Source organism: Pseudarthrobacter sp. 10T415 (assembly GCF_056394175.1).
In genome coordinates this window covers 1-18,522 of record NZ_JBFTHJ010000025.1, presented here as the reverse complement: position 1 = coordinate 18,522, position 18,522 = coordinate 1, and the positions used below count along the sequence as shown (strand labels likewise).

Here is an 18,522-nt window from a genome sequence, read left to right as displayed (position 1 = left end):
GATGCCACTCCCTGGGCGGCAGCGCCGTCGTCGTCGTTGTCATCGTCACCTGTGTCGTCCAAGTCCAGGAGCGGTTCCGTTCCGGACTGGTCCGTTGACGCGGCCACCAGGGCTTCGATGTGGGCCGGGATGTCGCCGATGTTTTCGAACGGGAGGGCCAGCGGGAGGGCGTTGGAGATGGTGTAAACGTCGTCAAGTCCCGTGGGCAGCAGGAGCTGGCGGGCCAGGAGCTTGGTGATGGCACGGGTAACCACGTCCGAGTCGCGGAGGGCGTCCTGCTGGCCGGACGGCTGGTAGTGCGCCACGAGGTCCGTGATTTCCTCGCGGGTGATGGTGGGGTCAGTCTGCGCGGTGACGTGCCGGTCCAGCAGGAGCCGGAGCCGGAGCAGCACGATGGTTTCCACCCGGCTGAGGGCCCGCTGCTGCCGCAGGATGCTGGACCGGGCGCTGCCACCGATCACGTCCGGGTCCACCGGGCGCAGGACGGCAATTTTCCGTTCATGGTCCAGCTGCATGCTAAGGAACAGTTCCGAAAGCCGGCTGCGCAGGATCACCTGGTTGTCCAGGAGGACCGTCCACAGCTTTTCGTCCCGGCCGCCGTCAATGTACGGGCCCTTGAGGAGCTTCACCAGCGCCTGCCGGACCTTCATGTTCAGCACGCCGGTGTCGCCGGGGAACAGCGCGGCTCCGTCCACGAACGTGTCGCGCGGCGTGACTGCGCCGGTGATGTGGCTGGCCGGCATCGGGGCGTCTGCGGTTTCGGCAGGCTCAACCACCGGATCACGGGTTTCAGCCGGCTCAACCGCTGGGGCGGGAAGGTGCTCGGCGGGCGGTTCCGTCATCTCTTCAGTCATGTGAATCCTTTGCGAGCGTGACCACCGGGAGGTAGGCCCTGCGAATGGAGCCGTCTATCTGTTCGAAGTCCAGGCCCTCGAAATCGCTGCGGTTGAAGTCGGCCCCGGCGTGCAGGGCCTCCGACAGCAGGGCGCGGATGGAGTTGATGTGCTGCTCTTCCGGCGGCAGCTGCTCCCAGGCGTCACCCAGGGTCCTGGCGCCTGCCATGGCGGCGCGGACCACCGCCGGTTTGGCCTTGCCGGTCCTCGGCGAGCGCACGCGGTCCGAGTCGCTGAATGCGATGGGATCGGCCAGTTTGGGCGGTGCGGCGAATTCGTCGGGGTCGAACAGCTTCACCATGGACAGCGCCTCGAAACCCGCGTTGTAAAGGACCGGTCCGGGTACCAGGCCTGGCCGGTCGCGCTCGTACGGCAGGGACCGGATGGCGTGCTCGGCTTCGCGCAGGACCTGCCGCAGCCGGACCGACTGGCGGAAGTCGTCGCTCTGGACGTACGTGTTGAGGCTTTCGCTGAGCTTGCCGTAGATGCGCTGGATCTGGCTGTGCTGCTGGCGGAGTTCGGCCACCAGGTTCTTCAGTGTCTCGCGGTCCTCCGGCGAGAGGTCGTCCGCGAACTGCCGGCCGAGGACCTCGCCGATGGCCGAGCGGAAGCGAAGCTGCTGCTGTGGATCCTCCAGGAACGCAGTGAAGGACCGGAACGTCCTGCCCTCCGGGCTCTGGCGGAGCCGCTTGTCCGCTTCCAGCACCTGCGCCATGGTGGCGCCCTTGGTCAGTGACTCCTCGATGATCTGGTTGCGGAGGCCGCCCACCAGTTCCTCGATCCGGTCGCGCATCTTCTTGTAGTCGGCGGGCAGGCTGGCGGCCAGGTCCAGGATGTTACCCGCGGCCTCCACGGCCTGGTCGTCATCGAGCAGGCCGTCGAACTCGCCGCTGCTGATGTCCTCGATCAGCTGCTGCCGCTCGCCGATTTCCTCTTCGAGGGCCTCAAGCCGGGCGCTCTGGTCCGGGTTGGTCTCATTCGCGAGCTTTTCGACATCGCCGAGCAGCGTGCCCAGCCGGGACCCGTTGAGGGTGGACCGTTCGCTGGAGAGGCTGTCCAGGAACGCGAGCACACGGGCGGCGGGTTCGGTGACTTCGTAGACGATCTGGCCGGACTGGTTCCGGCGGGTCAGGAACTGCCGGCGCGTCCACTCGTCGCCGAACGACTTTCCGTTGGCACCGCCGCCCAGCCCGGGGTCCTGCCGGCGGAGCTCCTCAAGGAAGGAGTCGACGTCGGCATGGAATTCCTCGAGCGGAAGCTGCGGCCGGGTGCGGGTGAAGGACGCCTGCAGCACCGCGATGACCCACGGCGCCGAGCGGGTGAGGGCCCACGCGGGTCCCTTGGTGAGGAGTTCGAGGTCCCGGAGCCGGGCGCTGATGGCGTCAGCGGATGACCTGGCGGAGCGGGGCACACACTCTCCTTGGACTGTTGGCGGGGCGGGCGGCGGGGGCGGACCGGAAAACGGCCAACTACAAGGTTAACGCAGCGCGTTCGGGGGCACCGCCGCAACCGCTCCGTGACCTACCTGGCGGTAGGGTATCGATCCCGTATCAACAGCTGTTTCCCGGCGTCCCGCTCTGGCTGGCCGCGTGGCGCCCACCCTACGCTTTCTGCTACCGGCCTTCGCCGCTTGGCCACAGCAGATTTTCACCACAGCAACGCCGCAGGGGGACACATGCAGTTTGATTTGAGCGCTCTGGACACATCCACGTTGGTCTTTATCGGGACCCTGGCTTTTGGCGGCCTGTTGGCCGCCTTCGTTCTGGCATCGGGGCTGGTTGCGCTCCTGCTGCTGGGTACGGGAAAGCTCGCCTGGGTGCTGGTGTCCAGCACGCTCCTGGCGGTGGTCCACGGCATCAACGCCGGCTGGGACCGGCTGGTGCACCAGGCGAAAAGCGTGGACGTGGCTGCGGACTTTCCGGCCCAGCCTTCCCCTAGCACCGGAACTTACCCGCGGGTAATATTGAGGGACAGCTGAAGGGTTCTCCAACCCGGCGGATCCATGGCTTCACCGGCCATTCCGGCCTAGGAGATAACCCATGACCTCCGCCACGCACAGCCCGTCCACTGACGCACCGGCTGAAGAAACGCCCGTCCCCGCCGGCAAGATCGGTGCCGGCGTCACTGCTGATGAAGCCCGCGCCGTGGCCGAGGCCGCCCGGGAGACCGGATGGGACCGGCCCAGCTTTGCCAAGGGCCTCTACCTCGGCACCTTCGACCTCAGCCTGGTGCACCCGTGGCCCACGCCCGATCCTGCGGACGTTGAGCGCGGCGAAGCGTTCATGGCCCGGCTCACCGCGTATGCCCGCACCATGGACGGCCGGGTGATTGAGCGTGCTTCACAGATTCCGGACGAGTACATCCGCGGCTTGGCGGACCTCGGCGTCTTCGGCATGAAGATCCCCGAGGAATACGGCGGGCTGGGCCTCTCGCTGGTGTACTACGGCCGTGCCCTTGCGCTGCTGGGCAGCGTCCACCCGAGCCTCGGCGCGCTCCTTTCGGCGCACCAGTCCATTGGCGTGCCCGAGCCGGTCAAGGTGTTCGGCTCCCCGGAACAGAAAAAGGAGTACCTGCCGCGCTGCGCGGCCGGCGCCATCACCGCGTTCCTCCTCACCGAACCGGATGTGGGCAGCGACCCCGCCAGGCTGGGCAGCACCGCCACACCCACGGACGACGGCGAGGCCTACCTTTTGGACGGCGTGAAGCTGTGGACCACCAACGGGGTGATCGCGGAACTGGTGGTGGTGATGGCTGTGGTCCCGACGCACACGGACGCCGATGGCACCCCGCATAAGGGCGGGATCAGCGCGTTCGTCGTGGAGATGGACTCCCCTGGGATCACGGTGGAGAACCGGAACGCCTTCATGGGCCTGCGCGGGATCGAAAACGGCGTCACCCGCTTTCACCAGGTCCGGGTGCCCGCGGCCAACCGGCTGGGCCGCGAGGGGCAGGGCCTGAAGATTGCCCTGACCACCCTTAACACCGGGAGGCTGGCCCTGCCTGCGCTGTGCGTCGCGTCCGGGCGCTGGAGCCTGAAGATCGCCCGCGAATGGTCCAACGCCCGCACCCAGTGGGGCCGGCCCGTGGGCGAGCACGAAGCGGTGGGAAAGAAGATCGCCTTCATCGCGGCCTCCGCCTTCGCACTGGATGCCGTGTTCGAGCTCGCCGCCGAGCTTGCGGACGCGGGCCAGAAGGACGTGCGGATCGAGGCCGCCCTGGCCAAGCTGTGGGCCACGGAAATCAGCTGCCGGATCGCTGACGAGCTGGTCCAGATCCGTGGCGGGCGCGGGTTCGAGACCGCAGAGTCCCTGGCCGCACGCGGGGAGCGCGCAGTGCCCGCCGAACAGCAGCTGCGGGACCTGCGGATCAACAGGATCTTCGAAGGGTCCTCGGAGATCATGCGCCTGCTGATCGCGCGTGAAGCCGTTGACGCGCACCTGGCTGCCGCGGGGGACCTGGCCTCAATGGATGCGAGCCTGTCCGACAAAGCACGGGCCGCCGTCGGCGCCTCCGGCTTCTACGCCAAATGGCTGCCCAAGCTGGTGGCCGGCGCGGGGATGGACCCGCGCTCCTACAGCGAGTTCGGCCGGCTGGCCCGGCAGCTGCGGTTCGTGGAACGCTCCTCCCGGCGCCTGGCCCGCCAGACCTTCTATGCCATGGGCAGGTGGCAGGCGAAGCTCGAGCGCAAACAGGCCTTCCTGGGCCGCGTGGTGGACATCGGTGCCGAACTGTTCGCCATGACCGCGTGCTGCTCGCGTGCGGAGATGCTGCTGCGCACAGATCCCGGGCGGGCGGCGAGCGCCTACGAACTCGCCGAAGCCTACTGCGAGCAGGCGCGGGTGCGCGTGGACGAATACTTCGACCAGCTCTGGCGGAATACGGACGACGGCGACCACCGCCTCACGCGCAAGGTCCTCGCCGGGGATTACGCCTGGCTGGAGGAAGGGGTCCTGGACCAGTCCGAGGGCACCGGGCCGTGGATTGCCGACGCCTCCCACGGGCCCTCGGCGAAGGAGGATCTGCACCGCAGATACCGGTAGAACCGCAGGTCACGGAATCGTAAGCATCCTTGCTATCGGGGTGGGGCGGTGGTTGAGTGGATCCATGAGCAGCTCAACGGACCCAGAGAACCTCCCTCCCCGGCGAGCGCGGCAGGACGGGCGCAGTGAAAACGGCCGTGCCGGTGACGCGGACAGCCAGGCAACCCGCTCCATCGACCGGACCCCGGCTGACAATGCAACGCGTCCCATCGACCGGACGTCCGCCGGCGATGCCACGCGTTCGTACTCCGAGGCGCCGGCCGCATCCGCCGAACGTGACTACCCCCAGGAGGTCTACGCCGAACGGGCCGACGCCCAGCGGGATTATGCGGACCGCAGCGGATCCGCGGGGGCGACGCGGACCGCAGCTGTCCCGGCCGCGGCCGTGAACCCTAACCTGACCGACCGCGAAACCGCGATCGCCCGGGAGAAGGAGCAGTTCGGCGGCATCAAGGTGGGTTCCGCCTTCTTTGGCTGGTTGACCGCAACCGGCATGGCCGTCCTGCTCACCGCCCTGGTGGCCGCAGCCGGCACCGCCGTGGGGCTGGCCAACAACACGGATGTCAACGAGGCTGTGAACCAGGCCGCCCAGAACAGCGGAACCGTGGGCCTGGTGGGCATCATTGTGCTGCTGGTGATCCTGTTCGTTTCCTATTACTCCGGCGGCTACGTGGCCGGCCGGATGGCACGCTTCAACGGCGCCAAGCAGGGCCTCATGGTGTGGGTCTGGGCGTTGATCGCCGCCATCGTCATCGCCGTGCTGGGCCTGGTGGCCGGACAGCAGTTCAACGTGCTGGCCAACCTCAACAGCTTCCCGCGGATCCCCATCAACGAGGGTGAGCTCACCACCACCAGCATCATCGCCGCCGTGGTGGTGGCCGTGGTTGCGCTGGTGGGCGCCGTACTGGGCGGGCTGGCCGGGATGCACTTCCACCGGAAGGTTGACCGGGCAGGATTCACACCGGACAACGACTACGACGAGTAGTCAGTCCAGGATGTCCCCATCCACGTAAAACCACCGGCCGTCCGAACGGACGAACCTGCTTGCCTCGTGCAGCACGCCCCGCTCTCCGGTGTGCCGGTAGTGGGCCTTGAACTCCACCGTCCCCGCGGTGTCGAAAGGCCCACCACCGCTGGTGGCGGCGATGTCCAGCCGCCGCCACTGCACTTCCGGGTCCAGCTGCAGGTTCCCCGGGGCCGTGTCCGGGTGCCACGTCCTGAGCAGGTAGTCCCGGTCCAGGAGCACGAAAGCCGTGTACCGGGAGCGCATCAGCTGCTCCGCGGTGGCTGCTTCGGCCCCGCCCGAATGGAACCGGCCGCAGCAGGAGGCGTACTGATCCCCGGACAGGCACGGGCAACGGTCCTGTGCTCCGATTTTTGTCATACCGGGATGCTGTCATATCCGGTAACGGCTTTGCTACAACCCCGCGGACGGCCGCCGCGCCGGGGGCAATGCGGCGCAAAAATCCGTAAGGTGGATACGAAGCTGCTGCCGTGCGTGGGGGCGCCGCCGCGGGCCCAGCTGAAGGCAGAGAGGAGAGATGACACGTGGAAAATCCGGACACGCTCGTCCTCAACCTAACCTTTTTGGGCACGGTGGGCGTCGCCTTCCTGATCTTCTTCATCCTCTTCCTCCTGGGCGTCATCACCCTGCTCCTCGCGGGTGTGGGCCGGCTGGCCGCCGTCGTCATGATGCGGCTGTTCGGCAAGGGCAAACGGAAGGATGGGATGCCCCTGGTCCAGCTGTACGGCACCCGCCTTGGCGAGCCCGGGTCCGGGTCCGGCAAGGGCGCTCCGGCAGGATCCGCGCCAGCGCCGCGCGGCTTGCCTGCGGCACTCAAGCCGGCGCGCATAAAGTCCGCTTTCGCGAAGTCCGGCTTGGCGAAATCGGCCCTGGGCACCGCCGTCGCCCGTAAATCCGGAACCCGCCGCGAGCAACCCGTCCTGGCCGAGGACTGGGCCTCCGCGGTGGCCGAAGCCGACGCCCGCGCTTCGGCCCGGGAGCGCGCCGCGAACCCCGAAATCAAGCTCTCCGTGCGGGACCTCCCGGATCCAGCCGTTCCCGCGGAGAAGGTGGAGTCCGTGGCACCGCTCGTGGAATCAGCACTGCACAACCACCGGCCCGTCCGCGAAGTCCCGCATTCCTTCACGAAGCCACAGGCTCCGCAGGTGCTGCCGCCGCTGGACACCGGATCGCTGGTGTCCCTTTCCGCCCAGCAGGTACTCAAGCACGGCCAGGAGCAGAAGCGGACGGAATCCGACGCTGCACGGAACGGCGGACGGCCCTTACCCTGAGCAACCATCTCCGCTAGCGTGAAGCCCATGGAATTCAGATACCTCGGAAACAGCGGTTTCAAAGTCTCGGAAATCACATTCGGCAACTGGTTGACGCACGGCTCCCAGGTGGAGAATGACGTCGCCTCGCAGTGCGTGCGCGCCGCCCTCGATGCCGGCATCAGCACCTTCGACACTGCCGACGTCTATGCCAACACCGCGGCGGAGACGGTCCTGGGCGAGGCCCTGAAGGGAGAGCGCCGCGAATCGCTGGAGATCTTCACGAAGGTCTTCGGCCCCACCGGCCCCAAGGGCAAGAACGATCTTGGCCTGTCCCGCAAACACATCATGGATTCCGTCAACGGCTCGCTCCGTCGGCTGCAGACGGACTACATCGACCTCTACCAGGCCCACCGGTACGACTTCGAAACGCCGCTCGAGGAGACCATGCAGGCGTTCGCGGACATCGTCCGCCAGGGCAAGGCCCTCTACATTGGCGTCAGCGAGTGGACCGCGGACCAGCTCCGGGAGGGGCACAAGCTGTCCCGGGAACTGGGCTTCCAGCTGATCTCCAACCAGCCGCAGTACTCCATGCTCTGGCGCGTCATCGAAGCCGAGGTGGTACCGGCGTCGGAGGAACTGGGCGTGTCCCAGATCGTCTGGTCACCCATGGCGCAGGGCGTCCTGAGCGGCAAGTACCTGCCCGGCCAGCCCGCACCCGAAGGCAGCCGCGCCACCGACGAAAAGGGCGGCGCCAAGATGATCTCGCGGTGGATGCGCGACGACGTCCTGCAGGGTGTGCAGGACCTCAAGCCAGTCGCGGAGGAGGCAGGCCTGTCCATGCCGCAGCTGGCTGTGGCCTGGGTGCTGCAGAACCCCAACGTGGCTTCCGCCATCGTGGGCGCCTCCCGGCCGGAGCAGATCGCCGACAGCGTGGCTGCTGCAGGAGTGAAGCTGGAGCCGGACGTACTGAAGAAGATCGACGACGCCATCGGTGCCCTCGCCGAACGCGACCCCGCGCAGACCAAGTCGCCCGCCACGCGGGAAGCCTAGGCGAATGGCGGCGGACCTGCCGGACCTTGCGGTCACCGGCTCTACCGGCGGGCTGGGCGGCATGGTGGCCAGGGAACTGGCAGGCGCCGGCTCCGCCCAGCGCCTGCTGGTGCGGGACCCGTCCCGCGCGCCTGAGCTGGAGCAGGCCGCCACCGCCGTGTGCAGCTACGGGGACGCGGAGGCCGCCCGGACTGCCCTTGAGGGGGTCCGGGTGCTGTTCATGGTGTCCGCCGCCGAAGCGGAGGACAGGTTGCAGCAGCACTTTGCGTTCGTGGATGCCGCGGCCGGCGCCGGGGTGCAGCACGTGGTGTACACGTCCTTTTACGGGGCGGCCCCGGATGCCACGTTCACGCTGGCCCGGGACCATTACGCCACCGAAGAACGGATCCGGGCCTCCGGGATGGATTACACGTTCCTGCGGGACAACTTCTACCTGGACTTCCTGCCCCTGATGACCGATGACCAGGGGGTCATCAAGGGACCGGCCGGTGACGGCGTGTTTTCCGGGGTGGCCCGGGAGGACATTGCGCGCAGTGCAGTTGCGGTGCTGAGGGACCCCGCCATCCACAAGGGCAAGACCTACCAGCTCACCGGCCCCGAAGAGCTCTCCATGGCCCGGGCTGCGGAAATCATCAGCGAAGGTACCGGCAGGGACGTCACCTATCAGGCGGAGACGCTGGAGGAAGCCTACGCGTCGCGGGCACCCTATAACGCACCAAAGTGGCAGGTGGATGCCTGGGTCAGCACCTACACCGCCATGGCGGCAGGCGAGATGGCGGGCATTTCACTCGACGTGCATGGGCTGACGGGCCAGGACCCCATCAGCCTCGCGGAGTTCCTGACCCGGCCCGTGCTGTAGCTTTTCTTGCGTCTTTAGGGCGTTGACGGGCGCGCGGGGCGGGCGTAGACCAGAGGCAAGGAACCATCGCCCCGCCATCCGCCCCACAGAATCGCAGCGCCATGACGCAGACCCAACACAACCTGCAGTCCGTCCAGGGGGAAACTCCGGAAGGCACGGCGCCCGCGGGTCCCACCACCGGTCCGCTGACCGCGGAGGAACTGCAGCTCTCGGCCCGCAACCACTCCATGCCGCTGGAGGCGATGCGCCGTGACGTCACTCCACCGGGCCTGCACTATGTCCTCACCCACTTCGACATTCCGGACATCGATGCAACATCCTGGCACCTGCTGATCGGCGGGGCGGTGGAACGGTCCCTGGAACTGAGCATGGCGGCCCTGCACAAGGACCCTGCCATCACCGTCCCCGTGACGCTGGAGTGCGCCGGCAACGGCCGTTCCCTGCTCAGTCCCCGGCCCATCAGCCAGCCCTGGGTCCTTGAAGCCGTGGGGACGGCGTACTGGACGGGTGTCCCGCTCGCCTACCTGCTGGGCAAGGCGGGCGTCCTGCCCAGCGCCCGGGAAGTCGTCTTCACCGGTGCCGACGCCGGGATCCAGGGCGGCGTCCGGCAGCGGTACGCGCGCAGCCTGCCGATCCGCGAGGCCATGCGGGCCGACGTCGTGCTTGCCTACACCATGAACGGCCACGAGCTCCCGCCCCAGCACGGCTACCCCCTGCGCCTGGTGGTCCCCGGCTGGTACGGCATGACGAGCGTGAAGTGGCTGGAATCCATCGAAGTGGTCACCGCCCCCTTTATGGGGTTCCAGCAGCACGTCGCCTACCGCTACCAGGATTCCGCGGACGACGCCGGCACGCCGGTTTCGCGGATCAGGGTACGTTCGCTGATGGTTCCGCCGGGCATTCCGGACTTCCTCACCCGGAACCGGACCATGGCCGCCGGCCCTGTCCTGCTGCAGGGCAGGGCGTGGTCCGGTGAAGGTGCTGTGACCGGCGTGGAAATCGGCATTGACGGGGCCTGGCTGCCGGCGCAGCTCGAGAAGCCGCTTGGCGGATTCGCGTGGCGGAAGTGGACCCTGCCGTGGGTGGCCGAGCCCGGCGAACACGTGCTGTCCTGCCGCGCCACCGATGCCACCGGCGCCACCCAGCCCCTGGAGCAGAACTGGAACTACCAGGGCATGGCCAACAACATGGTGCAGCAGGTCCGGGTAACGGTCGCTTAGGGCTGGGGCCCGGGCGCCGGGGCTATACTCGGTGCCAACCATGACGAGCCTTCCCTCCTCCCCCGCCAGCGCCCGCATTGACGCGTGGCTGTGGGCCATCCGCGCCTACAAGACGCGTTCGGCCGCCACCGCAGCCTGCCGCGCCGGCCACGTCCGCCTCAACGGCACGCCGGCCAAGGCATCGGCCACCCTCGTCACTGGCGATACGGTGACGGTCCGGATGCCCGGCTACGAACGGATCCTCGAGGTCCGCCGCCTGATCGTCAAACGCGTCGGCGCGGAAGTGGCGTCGCACTGTTTCACCGACCACACCCCACCACGGCCCGTGGCCCCTGCCCTGGGCATTCCGCAGCGGGACCGGGGCACCGGCCGGCCCACGAAGAAGGACCGCCGGGAGATGGACCGCCTCCGCGGTTCCGCATGACGTGCCGCGGGCAGCGAGCGGATCACCGTGGCTTCAGCGCAGTGACAGCAACCCAGTGACGCCGGCTGCCGCGGAACTCGTCCTGGCCTCCGTACGCCGCCCCGGTTCGAAGGCACTCCTCGATGTGCACCTCCGCGGCGGGGTGGTGGCTGGGATCAGCCCGGCGGGGACGCTGGCGCACAAGGCCCGGCCCCTCAGGACCGTCGACTGCGCCGGACGGTTCATCATCCCGGGGCTGTGGGACGAACACGTCCATTTCACCCAGTGGGCCCTGCACGCGAACCGCCTTGACCTCGCCCCGGCCACGTCCGCGCGGGAGGCGGCAGCCGCCGTCGGACGCTTCATTGCCGCGGATCCCGCTGGTGCGAACGGGACCGGACCAGGCCACCCGGTCACCGCTGTGGGTGTGGGCTTCCGTGATGCCCTGTGGCCGGATACGCCCACGTTGGCCATGCTCGATGCCGCCGCCGGGGAACGGCCGGCCGCGCTCATCAGCCACGACCTGCACTGCGTGTGGGTGAACACGGCTGCCGCCCGCCGCTACGAGCTCCGGGTGGACGGCTCGGGGCTGCTCCGTGAGGAACCTGCCTTCCTCCTGACCCGCGAGCTGGGCCGGCTGCCCGATGCCGTGGTGGACGGCTGGGTCAGCCAGGCCGCAAGGGAGGCCGCCGCCAGGGGCGTGGTGGGTGTGGTGGATTTTGAAATGACGTGGAACCGCGATCCGTGGCTGCGGCGGATGACCGCCGGTTTCGACAGCCTGCGTGTGGAGGCCGGCGTGTACCCGGCGGACCTCGAACGGGCTGCGGCCGAGGGCCTGCGGACGGGCAGGGAGGTACCCGGTGGCAACGGTTTGCTCCGCACAGGCCCGCTGAAAGTCCTCATTGACGGGTCCCTGAACACCCGGACCGCGTACTGCGTGGACCCGTACCCTTTTGGCGGGCACGGCCTGCTGACCGTTCCCGTGGACGAGCTGCGTGCCCTGCTGCGGCGGGCGCGGGATACCGGGTTCGTGCCGGCAGTCCACGCCATCGGTGATGCCGCCAACCGGGTGGCCCTGGACGCGTTCGGGCATGCCGGCATCGGCGGCCGGATCGAGCATGCCCAGTTTGTCCGGCGGGAGGACTTTGCCCGTTTCGCCGCCCTGGGCGTGGTGGCCAGCGTGCAGCCGGTGCATGCTCTCGATGACCGGGACGCCGCCGACGCCAACTGGAGCGGGCGGACAGACCGGGCCTTTCCACTGCGGTCGCTGCTGGACGCAGGTGCCGCCCTGGCGCTGGGATCGGATGCCCCGGTGGCCCCGCTCGATCCCTGGGCAGCGGTGTCGGCCGCCACCACCCGGTCTTCCTTCGACGGCCGCGATCCGTGGCAGCCGCAGGAAGCCATCACCCGCGAACAGGCCCTGGCAGCCTCCACCCGGGGCCGCGGCACGGTCCGGGTGGGCAGCCCGGCCGACCTCGTGCTTCTTGGCGCCGATCCCTTGGCGGTTCCGGACTCCGGGCTGGCTGCCATGCCCGTCGCGGCAACGCTGGTGGGCGGGCAGTTCACGTACGACGCCGGATGGGCGGCTTTGCAGGCCGGCTGAACCGTGCCTGCCCGGCAGCCTTTTTCGGTCAGGCGGGGGCGCTGCCGCGTGCTTGGACAAGATTCGCGAACGGCAGCTTCCCGAACTCCGCCACAAAGCCTGTGTGGTAATCGGCCTCCGCCTGGTTCAGGTGCTCAGCCGGCAGCTCTTTCCAGGCCACAACCAAGTCGGTCGCATCGGCCAACTGCCAAATGAGCCTTCCGTCCCAGTGGCCTGGCGGCTTCCCTCGACCGAAATCAACAAACTCCTGGATCTGTCGCCTCAGTCCCCGGTTGCCCTTGCTGCCGGGGCCGGCCTTGCCGAGGTAGAGGACTGATGCCGACTCCACCCACGCGGCCCGGAGCGCCGGATCGGGGAGGGACGGTTGTCTTTTCTTGAAGACGCCGGCGGTGCTCCTTTTCAGGAAGCGGGGCAGAAACCCGGCCGGCGCAATAACGACGAACAGCCCGGTGCCCTGTGGGATGCGCGTGATGTCGAGATCGTCGATGGGTCTAAAGCCTGCGAAACCCTCGGCTTTCAGGCCTTTCCTGGTGAACTGCACGCTCCTTATTGAACAGCATCGCCGGCGGCGGCCAGCCCGGCGGCCGGAACCGGTCCGTGTTTTTCCCCTGCCCACCCCTCTGCGGAGAAGCGTAGAGTGGCATCAGACGCCTGTTTCTGGACGCCGTGCTGCTGAGGGAGAGATCGTGACGATTGATTGGGACGAAAAGAAAGCCCTGCTACAGGAACCGAACATCGCGAAGGTAACCCAGCTTTGCGACGAACTCATGGAGAAGAAGCCCGGCTCCACCGTCCCGTACATCGACCCGGTGCACGATGAGGATGAATGCCGGATCGTCAGCCTCCAGGTGAGCCCGGGGAAGGGCACCGAATCCGGATTCGTGTCCCACAACAACGACGATGAGGCGGCCCGCCGCGCAACCCAGATCTACGAACTGGCCGAGCTGGATCCCCGCTACGTCATGCCCTGGAACGCATACCCCTGGGTGCGGGAAAGCGGCAGCCCCTCGGCGCTGAGTATCCAGGAGAAGACGGACGGCCTCCGCCCGTTCCGCCAGTTCCTCAAGATCAACTCCCGCGTCTCGGCCATCATCGCCCACGGAACGGACGCCTCCGCCTTCCTGACGCTCTACGAGAAGACCTACCACTCGGCGCTGAAGAACAGCGGCATCAAGATCTACAAGGCCACCGCGCTTGGCGGGCGTGCCTTCGCCGTTTCGGATACAAAGCAGGAAGAGATCCTCACCAAGAACGTGGAGATCTACAAGGACGCCATGCAGCGGGCGGGCATCCAGCACCTGTGAACCGGCCCGGGCGGGCAGCACACCGGCCCGGAGGCGTTGCGCCCTAGCTTTCGAACAGGCGGCGGCGGTGCTTCAGCTCCTTGACCCACGCCCTGGTGACCATGTCCGGGAACGGCGACCTGCCGCCGTCGTTCTTCCCGGCCGGTGCGGTGCCGGCGAATGCTGTCCCTGCCTCAAGGTCGGCAAGCAGCGGCCCCGCCGCCCGTAACGCCAGGTCGATGACCTTGGATGCGGCGCGCTCCGGAAGCCCGAGGCCCGCGGTCCAGCCCAGGAAGTGGCGGCGGGAAATACCCGTCCGCTTGCCGTCGATGGCCAGCGCGAGGGTCTTGTCGCCGTAGACAACCGTGGAGGGGATGTCGTAGACGGGCGCGACCACCCAGCCGGCCCGGGGATCCTGCACCATGGACACGTTCTTCGCGTGCAGGTCGCCATTACCGGTCAGCCAGGCGAAAGCTCCTTGGAGGGCAAGGTTGCGGAGTGCCGGCAGCGGCGCGGCGCAGTGCTCAGCCAGTGCCCGGCACACCTGCCCGTAGCCCACGTTGTACTTGTCCGCCGGGTACAGCCCGAGTACCTGGGCCCCGTCCTCGACGGAGAGCCGCAGGACCTCGTCGGAGCCGGCGCCGGCCGCTGCCTCCAACGGCGGCACGCGGTCGAAGCGCTCCACCAGCAGTCCCGGCCGCCCGGCCACGTCACGGATCAGCCCCACCCGGCTCAGCGGAATCCGCAGCTTGGCCGCGTAACGGAACATGGCGAACTCGTTCTCCACCACGTGCGGGAACTCGGGGGCGTTGAGCTTGAGGATGAACCGCTTCCCTTTGGCGGCCACGGGCAGCGAGATCATCCCGGCGGATAACTTGTCCTGCACGCCGGCAAGCGCCACGGGATCAATCAGGTCCGGGTCGCCGAGGAGTTGGTCGAAGTCGACCGGCTGGCGCGGGTCCAGTTCCACCGCATGCTCGTCCGGATCCAGCGGTTCGCCGTGGCCGATGATCTGGACGTCGCCCACAGGGTTCCCGCCGGCCGCGATCAACAGGGACAGGTCGTCGTCGGCACTGGTTTTGATGGACCGGCGCAGCGCATTCAGGCGCCGGCCCTCCGGCAGCAGGCCGGTGAAGTAGGGCGGTGAGGCACCTGCGGCGGACACGACCGGTTCGCCGGTGAGGGGAAGGGAGGATGCGACGGCGGGTCCTCCGCCGGCCAGGTAGGCAGGGAGATAGCTGAACTTCGTTCCGCCGTCGTACCGCTCCAGCCGCGCGGCCAAAACCCCTGCCTTGTAGACGTCTGCGACGCGGTGCCTCATGGCGCTTCACTCCCGGAACGGCCCTGGCCGCTTAGGGAACGCTCCGCCTGGCTGGCCCTGTCAGCGATCCGCAGTTCGAGGCCCAGCGTGTCGAGGACCGCAAGCAGGGAATCCAGCTGCACGCTTGGCTTTCCCCGCTCCACGAACCTGACGAACCGCTCCGATACGCCCGCCATGTCGGCGAGGTCCCGCTGGGTGAGCCGCAATGATGTGCGCCGGGCGCGGACTTCCGTGGCAACCAGGTCAATCGCTGACGTCATGCGCAACCTCCTAAGGCACGATCGTGCCGGTTAAGGCCAATGTAGCAGCGCTGGAGTGGTTGCGATAGGGGGTTGCAGAGCATGAACGGCACGTTCGTGCCGGTATTCCAAGGCGGCTGCAAAGTGGGGCTTGACACCCCCATGTGACCGATGCCATATTTTAAGCGTGAACCTGTCAGACAGCCGGACAGCAGGACAGCCTGCGTTCCCCCTCGCGCGGCTCAGCGCCGCCGAAGCGGTATTCAACGCGATCCGCGTGGACATCGAATCCGGCCTGGTTCCCGTGGGCAGCAAACTCAGCTCCGAAGCCACCCTCGCCCAGCAGTACGGCGTGAGCCGCTCCGTCATCCGGGAAGCGCTCCGCTCCTGCACTGCACTGGGCCTGACGGTCACTAAGACCGGCAAGGGCACGTTCGTGGTGGCCAACAAGGTAGCCAACGACCTGACGCTGGGGCAGTACTCCGCCCGCGACCTGACCGAGGCCCGCCCGCACATCGAAATCCCCGCCGCCGGACTGGCCGCCGAGCGGCGCACCGAGGACGAGCTGGATACCCTCCGCCAGATCATGGCCGCCATGGCCACCGAAACCGACCCCGAATCCTGGGTGGCCCTGGACTCCACCTTCCACGCCGCCATTGCCCGCGCCAGCGGCAACAAGGTCTTCGAAAGCGTCGTGGCCGATATCCGCGACGCCCTGGCCCACCAGTCGGAGACCCTGAACATGGTGGCTGACCGCCAGCACGCCTCGGACATCGAACACCAGCTCATCCTCGCCGCCATCGAGGCCGGGTCCGCCGAGGACGCGCGGACCGCCATGGCCAGCCATCTGGAAGCCGTGGGCCACGCCCTCGACTCCATCCTCAGCAAATAACCCGCCAGCAACCCCAAGGACACCATGCCCTCCCCCGCGTTTTCCGCTGCCCGCACCCCTGCCCCGGACCACCTGGCCCTGCCGCAGCACGCTCCCCTGGTGGCGGCCGTCCGCAGCGGCCTCGTGGAAAGCGTCCACTACGGATCGGCCCTCGCCCTGCGCACGGACGGTTCCACCGCCGCAACCGCCGGCGATCCGGAAGCCCCCTTCTACCCGCGCTCCTCGCTTAAGCCGCTCCAGGCCGTGGCCATGGTCCGGGCCGGGCTGGACCTCCCCGCAGACCTCCTGGCGCTGGCCGCCGCCAGCCACTCCGGCGACAGCCGCCACCGCGACGGCGCCCTCCGCATCCTGGAACTGCACGGCCTCAGCGCCGCCGACCTCGAAAACAGCACGGACCTCCCCTACGGCACGGCCGAACGTGAGGAATGGCTGCGGAACGGCGGCGAAACCACCCAGCTCACCCAAAACTGCTCGGGCAAGCACGCCGCGATGGCCGCCACCTGCGCCATCAACGGCTGGCCGGTCCGGGGCTACCTCGAGCCGTCCCACCCGCTCCAGCAGCTCGTTGCCGCCACCGTCACCGAACTGACCGGCGAAGAACCCGCCGCCATCAGCACCGACGGCTGCGGAACCCCGCTGTTCGCCCTCACCCTCCGCGGCATGGCCCGCGCCTTCGGCATCATCGGGCGCGCCGCCGGCAAGGCAGAGGGAACCCCCGACGACGGCGGGCCGGCTTCCCGAAGCGCGGAAGCCGCCGTCGGGCTCGCCATGCAGCAGCACCCCCACATGGTGGCGGGCGAGGGACGCGACGTCACCGAGCTCATGCGCCTCGTGCCGGGCGCCGTGGCCAAGGACGGCTTCGAAGGCGTCCAGCTGGTGGGCCTGGCCGACGGCAGTGCAGCAGCCGTCAAGATTTCAGACGGCGGCGACCGCGCCAGGATGCCCGCCACCGTCCGGCTCCTCGACGCGCTGGGACTTGATACCGCACCCCTGGCACCCATCGCCACCGCACCCGTGCTGGGCGGCGGCCACGAAGTGGGCCGGCTGCAGGCCACCGACTTCCTCAACTAACTTCTGTCCGAACCAGACAACGACGCCCGTAAGGACCCCCATGACCACCACACCAACCGCCGAAAAACTCCGGTCCGAACACGACCTGCTGGGTGACCGCGATGTTCCCGCGGAGGCATACTGGGGCGTGCATACCCTGCGCGCTGTGGAGAACTTCCCCATTACCGGGCAGCCGCTCTCCACCAACATGCATCTGGTCCGCGGCCTGGCAGCGGTCAAGCTCGCGGCCGCCCGCACCAACCGGGACCTGGGCCTGCTGGATGCCGAACGCACCGCAGCCATCGAGCAGGCCTGCCAGGACATCCTGGACGGCAAGCTTGCCGAGCAATTCGTGGTGGACGTCATCCAGGGCGGCGCGGGAACGTCGTCGAACATGAACGCCAACGAGGTCATCGCCAACCGTGCCCTGGAAATCCTTGGCCACCCCAAGGGCGACTACGCACGGCTGCACCCCAACGACCACGTCAACCTCAGCCAGTCCACCAATGACGTCTACCCCACCGCGGTGAAGCTCGGCACCATTTTCGCCGCCCGGGAACTCCTGGACGCCCTGGCCGAACTGGAAGAGGCCTGTGCCGCCAAGGCCCAGGAGTTCCGCACCGTGGTGAAGATGGGCCGCACCCAGCTCCAGGACGCCGTCCCCATGACCCTGGGCCAGGAATTCGGCACCTACGCCGTGACCATCGGCGAGGACCGGCTGCGGTTGGCCGAAGCCGAACTCCTGATCCACGAAATCAACCTCGGTGCCACCGCCATCGGGACCGGCCTGAACGCCCCGGCCGGTTACGCCGACGCCGCCTGCCGGCACCTGGCCGAGGTCACCGGCCTGCCGCTGGTCACCGCCGTCGACCTCATCGAAGCGACCCAGGACGTGGGCGCGTTCGTGCACCTCTCCGGCGTGCTCAAGCGGGTGGCCGTCAAGCTCTCCAAGATCTGCAACGACCTCCGCCTGCTCTCCTCCGGCCCGCGCGCCGGCCTGGGCGAAATCAACCTCCCGGCCGTCCAGTCCGGCTCCTCCATCATGCCCGGCAAGATCAACCCGGTGATCCCGGAAGTGGTCTCCCAGGTGGCCTACGAAGTGATCGGCAACGACGTCACCATCACCATGGCCGCCGAAGCCGGGCAGCTTCAGCTSAACGCGTTCGAACCCGTCATTGTCCACAGCCTCCACAAGAGCATCTCCCACCTCGAAGCAGCCTGCCGCACCCTCACGGCCCGCTGCATCCGGGGAATCACCGCCAACACCGAACACCTGCGGCTCACGGTGGAGCAATCCATCGGCCTGGTCACCGCCCTGAACCCCCACCTGGGCTACGCCACCGCCACCGCCATCGCGCAGGAAGCCCTCGCCACCGGCAAGGGCGTGGCCGA

18 protein-coding genes and 1 pseudogene are annotated in these 18,522 nt (G+C 68.2%); 13 read left to right on the top strand and 6 right to left on the bottom strand.

Features of this window, described 5'->3' with window-relative positions; translation table 11 throughout:
* Positions 1-11: 11 nt before the first annotated feature.
* Both AC1DBN_RS20150 and AC1DBN_RS20145 read right to left on the bottom strand, forming a co-directional pair.
* Positions 12-854 (bottom strand): annotated as a pseudogene (locus AC1DBN_RS20150) (DUF4194 domain-containing protein); the annotation flags it as partial.
* On the bottom strand, positions 847-2,304 hold the full coding sequence (locus AC1DBN_RS20145; protein ID WP_091716638.1) for a DUF3375 family protein: 1,458 nt from the start codon (positions 2,302-2,304) through the stop codon (positions 847-849). The gene AC1DBN_RS20145 and the pseudogene AC1DBN_RS20150, both read right to left, overlap by 8 nt.
* Positions 2,305-2,568: 264 nt before the next feature.
* Between AC1DBN_RS20145 and AC1DBN_RS20140 the strand changes: the two genes are divergently transcribed.
* The 3 genes from AC1DBN_RS20140 to AC1DBN_RS20130 all read left to right on the top strand — a co-directional run bounded on the left by AC1DBN_RS20140 (position 2,569) and on the right by AC1DBN_RS20130 (position 5,918).
* A complete protein-coding gene (locus tag AC1DBN_RS20140; protein WP_477724054.1) occupies positions 2,569-2,871 on the top strand; it encodes a hypothetical protein in 303 nt (100 codons plus the stop codon).
* 61 nt (positions 2,872-2,932) lie between these two features.
* Positions 2,933-4,933 (top strand): acyl-CoA dehydrogenase family protein, encoded by a 2,001-nt coding sequence (locus AC1DBN_RS20135; RefSeq protein WP_477724053.1) that lies wholly within the window; start codon positions 2,933-2,935, stop codon positions 4,931-4,933.
* 64 nt (positions 4,934-4,997) lie between these two features.
* Positions 4,998-5,918 carry a TIGR04086 family membrane protein gene (locus AC1DBN_RS20130; RefSeq protein ID WP_091716644.1) on the top strand — a complete coding sequence of 307 codons (921 nt, stop codon included), beginning with the start codon at positions 4,998-5,000 and terminating at the stop codon, positions 5,916-5,918.
* On the opposite strand, the gene AC1DBN_RS20125 is transcribed toward AC1DBN_RS20130, so the two are convergent.
* Positions 5,919-6,317, bottom strand: a complete 399-nt coding sequence (locus AC1DBN_RS20125; RefSeq protein ID WP_477724052.1) for a YchJ family protein — start codon at positions 6,315-6,317, stop codon at positions 5,919-5,921.
* A 164-nt stretch (positions 6,318-6,481) separates the two neighbouring features.
* On the opposite strand from AC1DBN_RS20125, the gene AC1DBN_RS20120 reads away from it, so the two are divergent.
* The 6 genes from AC1DBN_RS20120 (at position 6,482) to AC1DBN_RS20095 (ending at position 12,345) form a co-directional block, all read left to right on the top strand.
* The gene (locus tag AC1DBN_RS20120; protein WP_091716647.1) at positions 6,482-7,228 is read left to right on the top strand and encodes a hypothetical protein; all 747 of its coding nucleotides are present in this window, start codon (positions 6,482-6,484) and stop codon (positions 7,226-7,228) included.
* Positions 7,229-7,255: 27 nt separating this feature from the next.
* The gene (locus tag AC1DBN_RS20115) at positions 7,256-8,260 is read left to right on the top strand and encodes an aldo/keto reductase family protein (protein WP_015938893.1); all 1,005 of its coding nucleotides are present in this window, start codon (positions 7,256-7,258) and stop codon (positions 8,258-8,260) included.
* 4 nt (positions 8,261-8,264) lie between these two features.
* Positions 8,265-9,119 (top strand): SDR family oxidoreductase, encoded by an 855-nt coding sequence (locus tag AC1DBN_RS20110; RefSeq protein ID WP_477724051.1) that lies wholly within the window; start codon positions 8,265-8,267, stop codon positions 9,117-9,119.
* A 101-nt stretch (positions 9,120-9,220) separates the two neighbouring features.
* Positions 9,221-10,339, top strand: coding sequence for a sulfite oxidase (locus tag AC1DBN_RS20105; RefSeq protein ID WP_314216534.1), 1,119 nt, complete (start codon positions 9,221-9,223; stop codon positions 10,337-10,339).
* A 40-nt stretch (positions 10,340-10,379) separates the two neighbouring features.
* Complete coding sequence (locus tag AC1DBN_RS20100) at positions 10,380-10,763, top strand: RNA-binding S4 domain-containing protein (RefSeq protein WP_056078390.1); 384 nt, start codon at positions 10,380-10,382, stop codon at positions 10,761-10,763.
* A gap of 55 nt (positions 10,764-10,818) precedes the next feature.
* The gene (locus AC1DBN_RS20095; RefSeq protein ID WP_477724050.1) at positions 10,819-12,345 is read left to right on the top strand and encodes an amidohydrolase; all 1,527 of its coding nucleotides are present in this window, start codon (positions 10,819-10,821) and stop codon (positions 12,343-12,345) included.
* A gap of 28 nt (positions 12,346-12,373) precedes the next feature.
* Here AC1DBN_RS20095 and AC1DBN_RS20090 read toward each other — a convergent pair whose 3' ends face one another.
* Positions 12,374-12,886 carry a hypothetical protein gene (locus tag AC1DBN_RS20090; RefSeq protein ID WP_314216537.1) on the bottom strand — a complete coding sequence of 171 codons (513 nt, stop codon included), beginning with the start codon at positions 12,884-12,886 and terminating at the stop codon, positions 12,374-12,376.
* Between the two features lie 145 nt (positions 12,887-13,031).
* Between AC1DBN_RS20090 and AC1DBN_RS20085 the strand changes: the two genes are divergently transcribed.
* Positions 13,032-13,649, top strand: a complete 618-nt coding sequence (locus AC1DBN_RS20085) for a uracil-DNA glycosylase family protein (protein WP_091716657.1) — start codon at positions 13,032-13,034, stop codon at positions 13,647-13,649.
* A 43-nt stretch (positions 13,650-13,692) separates the two neighbouring features.
* Here the strand turns inward: AC1DBN_RS20085 and AC1DBN_RS20080 are convergent, their stop codons facing one another.
* Together AC1DBN_RS20080 and AC1DBN_RS20075 are read right to left on the bottom strand one after the other, a co-directional pair.
* Positions 13,693-14,949, bottom strand: a complete 1,257-nt coding sequence (locus AC1DBN_RS20080) for a type II toxin-antitoxin system HipA family toxin (protein WP_477724049.1) — start codon at positions 14,947-14,949, stop codon at positions 13,693-13,695.
* A complete protein-coding gene (locus AC1DBN_RS20075) occupies positions 14,946-15,209 on the bottom strand; it encodes a helix-turn-helix transcriptional regulator (protein WP_314216539.1) in 264 nt (87 codons plus the stop codon). The genes AC1DBN_RS20080 and AC1DBN_RS20075 overlap by 4 nt, the downstream gene beginning before the upstream one ends.
* A 166-nt stretch (positions 15,210-15,375) precedes the next feature.
* Between AC1DBN_RS20075 and AC1DBN_RS20070 the strand changes: the two genes are divergently transcribed.
* The 3 genes from AC1DBN_RS20070 to AC1DBN_RS20060 form a co-directional block, all read left to right on the top strand.
* Positions 15,376-16,080 (top strand): FadR/GntR family transcriptional regulator, encoded by a 705-nt coding sequence (locus AC1DBN_RS20070; protein ID WP_314216541.1) that lies wholly within the window; start codon positions 15,376-15,378, stop codon positions 16,078-16,080.
* 24 nt (positions 16,081-16,104) lie between these two features.
* Positions 16,105-17,151, top strand: a complete 1,047-nt coding sequence (locus AC1DBN_RS20065) for an asparaginase (RefSeq protein WP_477724048.1) — start codon at positions 16,105-16,107, stop codon at positions 17,149-17,151.
* A 40-nt stretch (positions 17,152-17,191) separates the two neighbouring features.
* A partial coding sequence (locus tag AC1DBN_RS20060; RefSeq protein WP_477724047.1) for an aspartate ammonia-lyase occupies positions 17,192-18,522 on the top strand: 1,331 nt, incomplete at its 3' end.